This window comes from Myxococcus sp. AB056 (assembly GCF_006547365.1).
GTDB classification, from domain to species: Bacteria; Myxococcota; Myxococcia; order Myxococcales; family Myxococcaceae; genus Myxococcus; species Myxococcus virescens.
The window spans coordinates 1-5,942 of the sequence record NZ_VHLB01000173.1; the positions used below are offsets into that span (position 1 = coordinate 1).

6 protein-coding genes are annotated in these 5,942 nt (G+C 68.0%); 1 reads left to right on the forward strand and 5 read right to left on the reverse strand.

Going from position 1 to position 5,942, the window contains the following annotated elements; translation table 11 throughout:
* From FMP39_RS36660 to ald, 4 genes are all read right to left on the reverse strand, one after another.
* Window positions 1-755: PleD family two-component system response regulator (locus FMP39_RS36660; protein WP_141594579.1), on the reverse strand; the 755-nt coding region annotated here is incomplete at its 3' end.
* Between the two features lie 176 nt (window positions 756-931).
* On the reverse strand, window positions 932-1,831 hold the full coding sequence (locus tag FMP39_RS36665; RefSeq protein WP_141594580.1) for an anti-sigma factor: 900 nt from the start codon (window positions 1,829-1,831) through the stop codon (window positions 932-934).
* 22 nt (window positions 1,832-1,853) lie between these two features.
* On the reverse strand, window positions 1,854-2,495 hold the full coding sequence (locus FMP39_RS36670; protein WP_011554150.1) for a sigma-70 family RNA polymerase sigma factor: 642 nt from the start codon (window positions 2,493-2,495) through the stop codon (window positions 1,854-1,856).
* A gap of 242 nt (window positions 2,496-2,737) precedes the next feature.
* Entirely contained in the window at window positions 2,738-3,862 is a 1,125-nt protein-coding gene (gene ald / locus FMP39_RS36675; RefSeq protein ID WP_141594581.1) for an alanine dehydrogenase, read from the reverse strand.
* A gap of 186 nt (window positions 3,863-4,048) precedes the next feature.
* On the opposite strand from ald, the gene FMP39_RS36680 reads away from it, so the two are divergent.
* Window positions 4,049-5,353, forward strand: a complete 1,305-nt coding sequence (locus tag FMP39_RS36680; RefSeq protein ID WP_141594582.1) for a radical SAM protein — start codon at window positions 4,049-4,051, stop codon at window positions 5,351-5,353.
* A 129-nt stretch (window positions 5,354-5,482) separates the two neighbouring features.
* Here FMP39_RS36680 and FMP39_RS36685 read toward each other — a convergent pair.
* The coding region (locus FMP39_RS36685) for a PleD family two-component system response regulator (RefSeq protein ID WP_141594583.1) at window positions 5,483-5,942 on the reverse strand (460 nt) is incomplete at its 5' end.

Below are 5,942 nucleotides of genomic sequence, written 5' to 3' on the forward strand. Positions count from 1 at the left end.
GCGCGGGGCGGCTCGGGCGGAGGCGCGGCCACGGGGGCCGGAGCGATGAAGCCGATGACCGTCTTCTCGTCGGAGGCGTCATCCAGCCCCTCGAGCGGATCCTCCGAGTCGGTGCCCAGCGAGTCGAGCGTGGAGAAGTCCTCCTCCACGCCTTCCACCACCGCCTCGGGCGGCGCGACGACGACTTCTTCCTCGAAGGACGGCGTCTCCTCGGGCGCGGACAGGTCGCCGAAAGCGGCGTCCAGGTCCAGCTCCTCCCCCGTGACGGAAGGCTCCTCCGCGGTCTCCACGGAGATCTCCTCGCCGAAGTCCGCCGTCATCGGCTCGTCACCGAGCGCGTCCAGCGTGAGGCTCTCGTCGACGACGTCCTCGGTGGCGGGCAGCTCGGGGAAGCCGATCAGCGCGCCCGCGCGCTCCACCAGTTGATCCGCGTCCACCGGCTTGGCGACGTACTCGTCGGCGTGGGCCTTCAGCTTGCGGTGCTGCGCGAAGCCGTCCGGGTTGCCGATGATGATGATGGGGACGTTCTTGAGGTCATCGTCCTTCTTCAGCTTGCCGCAGATGAGGTAGCCGTTCTGTCCCGCGGACAGGTCCACCGCGAGCACCACGAGGTCCGGTCGGTCCCTGCGGATCTGCTCCACACTGCCCTTGCCGTCGGTCGTCTCGTCGACCGTGAAGCCCCGGCCCTCCAGGGCCGAGCGCAGGGTGGCGGAGAGCGCGGTGTCGCTTTCGACGATCAGGATTTTCTTCGACATGGAGGGACGGCCCGTCCTGGTGTGCGGCGCGCACAAACGCCCTACCGGCCGCGACGCGCAAGGTGATGATGTGCGTCGAGGCTATCGGCCATGCGCGGGAGCGTCAATGTTCGGACCGAGCGGAATTCCGGCTGCCCGGGGAGCGGGCAAGCGCCGTCACACAGCCGACGTTTCCGTCACTGAGGGTACGTCACCGGCTCGATGGAGATGGGAGGCCAGGAGTGCGGCGTGCGCGGCGCGGGCGGGAGCGAATACAGCGGCTCGTCGGCCTCCGGCGCGGACTTGCGCGCGATCTTCTCACCGCTGTCGCGCTCGGCGAGCATCCGACGGATGTCGCTTTCGTCCATGTCCGTCACCATCTCGTAGACGATTTCATCGTCGCGCCAGGTGACGACGTTGAAGCCCTGCGCGGAGTCCACTTCCACGGCTTGCAGGGCCTGGAACTTCGGGATGACGACCTCGTTGTCGCCAGGGAGCACGAAGACGCCCAAGCGGCGGCTCGGCTCACCTTCGTTGTCCGGAAGGGTCTCGTAGCTGATGTACGCGACTTCGCGGCCGTTGAGGATGGAGATGCGCCCACCCAGCGGCTTCGCCTTGGGGATCTGCGGGACGGTGATGCGCGGATCCACCTTGTCCTTGAACCACTCCTCCACCTGCTCCGGCGTGTTGGAGGCAATCTCGAAGGGGAGCGCCTTGCTCTTGCTGTGACGCTGCACCGCTTCCGTCCTGGCCGCGCTCAGCTGCTGCTCGGCGTGGAACGCGGCCCAGCCGCCGCCCACCGTCACCACCACCAACGCCATGGCCCCCGCGCGCAGCCAGACGCCGAACTGGACGCGGCGCTGCTCCTGCTTGAGGCCCACTTGGATGCCGGCCCGGAGCGAGGCGGGGGCCCGCATGCCTGAGACGGAGTGGCGCGCGGCTCGCCGCAGCGCCTGCTGCATCTGCTTCTCTTCCTCCGCGCGGCGCCGGCATTCAGCGCACCCGGAGAGGTGGGTTTCGAGGTCCACTCGTTCCTCGGGCTGAAATTCGCCGTCGAGGTAGGGATAGAGCAGCCGGTCGAGGTCCTGGCAGTTCATGGCGCGCGCTAGGAACGGGTTTCTACCCTGTCTTCTTCCTGTGGCGATACTCTTCCAGGTCCGCGGGGGCGTTCACCGGCTCCCCGTCGTGCCGGAATACGCCCTGGCCCTCGGCGTACTCACGCAGGTTCTTCTGCAGGAGCTTGCGCCCGCGGAACAGGCGGCTCATGACCGTGCCCACGGGGCACTCGAGAATCTCCGCGATCTCCTTGTAGGAGAACTCCTGGAGGTCCGCGAGGATGACCACCAGCCGGAAGTCGATGGGCAGCGCGTCAATGGCCCGCAGCACGTCATCCGACAGGAGCCGGTCGAAGAAGTACTGCTCGGGGTTGGCCGCGAAGTCCGTCGCGTCCCGGCTCACGAAGCGCTCGTGGACGGCCTCGCGCTCCACGCCTTCCACCACCGTGCGCTCCTTCACCTTCCGCCGGTAGCGGTTGATGAAGGTGTTGGTGAGAATCTTGAAGAGCCAGGCCTTGATGTTCGTCCCGCGCTCGAACTTGTCGAAGAAGCGGTACGCCCGCATGCAGGTGTCCTGCACCAGGTCCTCGGCGTCGCGCTCGTTCTTCGTCAGGCGCAGCGCCGCCGAATAGAGCGGGTCCAGATGGGCTAGCGCCAGCTCTTCGAATTCCTGCTTCGTCCGGTTGGGTTGCCTGAAATCCAACATGTCCCGCCTTCCAAGGGCCCGAAACAAAAGGGGAATGAGTTGTCGCTTACCCGTCAAATGTATGCACGGGAACAACCAGGGCAACAACGGCATCCCACGACACCCGCCCGGACGCCCGCTTCGGGAATACACGACGCCGGCCAGGGAAACATATTCCCTAGCAGAGATAACGAACGGGGAGGCCGGATGTCGCTATCCGAACCTCCCCGCCAGGGACTGCGTCGTTTGCCTGCTTACCGGGCTTACTTGCCGGCGAGCGCGTCCGCGATGGGCATGTAGGCGTAGCCCATGTCTTTCGCGACGGCCTCGTAGGTGACGTGGCCGTTGTAGGTGTTCATCGCACGCGCGAGGGCGCGGTCCTCCTTCACGGCCGCCGCCAGGCCCAGGTTGGCGATCCGGAGCGAATAGGGGCGGGTGACGTTGGTGAGGGCGTAGGTGGACGTCTGCGGCACGGCGCCGGGCATGTTGGCGACGCAGTAGTGGACGACGCCGTGGACCTCGAACGTGGGGTTGTCGTGGGTGGTGGGCTTGCACGTCTCGATGCAGCCACCCTGGTCCACGGCCACGTCGACCACCACGGAGCCCGGGCTCATCTCCGCGATGAGGGCCTCGGAGACGAGCTTCGGGGCCTTGCGACCGGGGATGAGCACCGCGCCCACGACGAGGTCGGCCTCACGCACGGAGCGGGAGATGCTCTCCGAGTCGGAGGCCAGCACGCCGACGCGGCCGAGGAACACGTCATCCAGGTAGGTGAGGCGCTCCATGTTGACGTCGATGATGGTGACCTCGGCGCCCATGCCCACCGCCACCTTGGCGGCACACAGGCCCACCACGCCGCCGCCGATGACGGTGACGCGGCCCCGGCGCACGCCGGGCACGCCGCCCAGGAGGATGCCCTTGCCGCCGTGGGCCCGCTCCAGGCACTTGGCGCCCACCTGGATGGCCATCTTTCCGGCCACCTCGCTCATGGGCTTGAGCAGCGGCAGGCTGCCGTCGTCCGGCTGCAGCGTCTCATAGGCCACGGCCGCGGCCTTCTTCTGGAGCAGCGTCTTGGTCAGCTCCGGGTCCACGCCGGCCAGGTGGAAGTACGTATAGATGATCTGGCCCGGCTGGATGCGCGCGTACTCGGGCGCGATGGGCTCCTTGACCTTGATGATCATCTCCGCGCGCTTCCAGACCTCGTCCGCGGTGGAGACGATCTGTGCGCCGACGCGCTGGTACTCCGAATCGGGGATGCCGGAGCCAACGCCGGCGTTCGTCTCGATCAGGACCGTGTGACCCGCGGCGATGAGGGCGGCGGCGCCAGCCGGCACCATGCCGACGCGGTACTCGCGGGTTTTGATCTCCTTGGGAACTCCGACGATCACGACTGCCTCCGAGAGGGGGACGTAAAAAGGCGCGCGGACCCTAACGAGGGCCCAAGGGGGAATCAAGGCGCGGGCGGACAGCCCGGCGTGAGCGCCATTTGCGTCAAACACCCCTGAAGACATGACGCGAGGCGTTGGATGCGATGCGTGATGAAGCGTGCGCCGCTCGTGTTAGTTAGCAGGGACATGACGTCTGCTCCGAAGCTCCTATTCGCGGACCCCAAGGGACGGGTGATGGAACATCCGTACCTGCTCGCCACGCTGCGCAGCGGCGAAGAGCTCGTTCCTCCGCAGGACAAGCCCATTCCGCTGCCGTCCTCCGGGCGGCTCGTCCACCTGCCAGGGCGCCTCCCGGTGGGCCTGCATCCGGAGACGGGGGAGCTGGAGCTCGTCCGGGAGATGAAGGTGGGGGGCAAGTCGTTTGTCCCCAACGCAGTGGGCGCGCTGCTGCCCCCCGGCTACACGCGCACCTTCCTCCCCGGCGAGGTGAAGGGCAGTGGCCCCGTGCTGCCGCAGTGGGCGTACACCGCCGCAGCCTGGGTGGGAGAGGGGCCGGTGGCGTGGGCCATCCATACGGACCGTCGCTCCCACTGGGATCCGGAGCGGTTCTCCACGCCGGACATGAAGGACCTGGTGGCGAAGCACATGGCGCGCTTCCCGGACAACCGGGTGCTGAAGCAGCTCAAGACGTGCGCGATGCTCTATCGGTGCTTCACGTCGCAGAACACCTTCTACGTGCGTGACGAGGCCGCCATCCCCGCGTCCGTCATGTGCAACGCGCGCTGCGTGGGCTGCATCTCCGACCAGCCGGCGGACGGCCCGCCGGCGTCGCACGAGCGCATGGATGACGGGCCCACGGGAGAGGAGATGGGCCAGATTGGCCTCTTCCACCTGGAGCACGCGCCGGGGCGCACCATGGTGAGCTTCGGCCAGGGCTGCGAGGGCGAGCCGCTCACGCGCTGGAAGCAGATTGCCGAGGCCATCCGCTACATGCGGGCGCGCACGCAGGCGGGCTCCATCAACATCAACACCAACGCCAGCCTCACGCGCGGCCTGGAGGCCCTCTTCGACGCGGGGCTGGACGCCATCCGCGTGTCGCTCAACTCGGCGGTGAAGGACCTCTACGAGGCCTACTACAAGCCGGTGAAGTACGGCTGGGAGGACGTGGAGGCCTCCATCGCCCTGGCGCGTGAGCGCGGCGCGTACCTGGCGCTGAACCTGCTGCTGTTCCCCGGCGTCACCGACCGCGAGGGCGAGGTGCGGGCGCTGGAGCGGCTGGTGAAGAAGTACCGCGTGGACCAGGTTCAGACGCGCTCGCTGTGCATTGACCCGCTGCAGTACCTGGAAGTGGCGCGCGAGCGCGGCGCGGGAGGAGAGCCGGTGGGCATCCGCACGCTGCTTCAGCGGCTGAAGGCGGCACGCCCGGGGCTCATCGTGGGCAACTTCGCGCGCGGGCTGGAAGAGCGCGAGAACGCGGCCGGGGTCCGGTAGCGCCTGGGGGCGGGGGAGGGCGTTCCTTCCCCGCCGGAGGGAGGCCTGGTGGGCGCTCCGTCCTCGGGAGGCAGGTGGCGCGGCCTCGGGGGGACGCGCCAGGAGGGGCCGCGACGCAGCCCCTGGGGACTACTCGTTACCGGTGGGCATCAGCTCCTTGGCCACCAGGTTGCCCATCACCGCGTCCTTGGGGATGTAGCCGTCGGCGCCCGCCTCGCGGCAGATGCGCTGCAACTCCTCGACGTTCTCACCCGAGCACAGCAGCACCTTGATGCCCTTGAAGAGGCTGTTGCTCTTGATGAAGCGGCAGAACTGCTCGCCGTTCACGTTGGGCATGCGCACGTCCAGCAGCACCAGGTCCGGGCGCGTCTGCTTCTTGAGGATGATCTTCGTGGCCTTGTCGGCGGTGTCCGCGACGTGGACCTCGAAGCCCTTGGCCACCAGGTCCGCTTCGATGATGCGGGCCGTCATCTCGCTGTCATCCACGATGAGGATGCGCGGCTTGCGCCCGCCCGTGGTGGGCGCGGGTTTGAGGCCGCCCGTCGCCGCGGGGGCTGGGGCCGCGGGAGCCGGCGCCTGTCTCTTATAC